This is a genomic window from bacterium (genome assembly GCA_031082185.1).
GTDB lineage: Bacteria > Sysuimicrobiota > Sysuimicrobiia > Sysuimicrobiales > Humicultoraceae > VGFA01.
Map to the genome: position 1 here is coordinate 1 of JAVHLI010000043.1, position 545 is coordinate 545.

Sequence of the window (545 nt, forward strand, 5' to 3'; positions counted from 1 at the left end):
CCGTAACTATAACGGTCCTAAGGTAGCGAAATTCCTTGTCGGGTAAGTTCCGACCTGCACGAATGGAGTAACGACTTGGGCACTGTCTCGGGAGAGGGCTCGGCGAAATTGCAACCCTTGTGAAGATGCAAGGTACCCGCAGCAAGACGGAAAGACCCCGTGGAGCTTTACTGTAACTTGGCTTTGGGTTTTGGTAAGTTCTGTACAGGATACGTGGGAGGCTGTGATGCTAGGTCGCAAGGTCTAGCGGAGCCAACGTTGGGATACCACGTTTAATTTACTGGGATTCTAACCGTGGGAGTTATCCTCTCATGAGACAGAGTCAGGCAGGCAGTTTGACTGGGGCGGTTGCCTCCCAAAGAGTAACGGAGGCGTTCAAAGGTCACCTCAGGTTGGTTGGGAATCAGCCGTTGAGTGCAAAGGCATAAGGTGGCTTGACTGCGAGACGGACATGTCGAGCAGATACGAAAGTAGGACTTAGTGATCCGGCGGTTCCGAATGGAAGGACCGTCGCTTATCGGATAAAAGCTACCCCGGGGATAACA

At 52.5% G+C, this 545-nt stretch carries 1 rRNA gene; it reads left to right on the forward strand.

What is annotated here, in order from left to right:
* Positions 1–545 (forward strand): 23S ribosomal RNA (locus RDU83_14040); the annotation flags it as partial.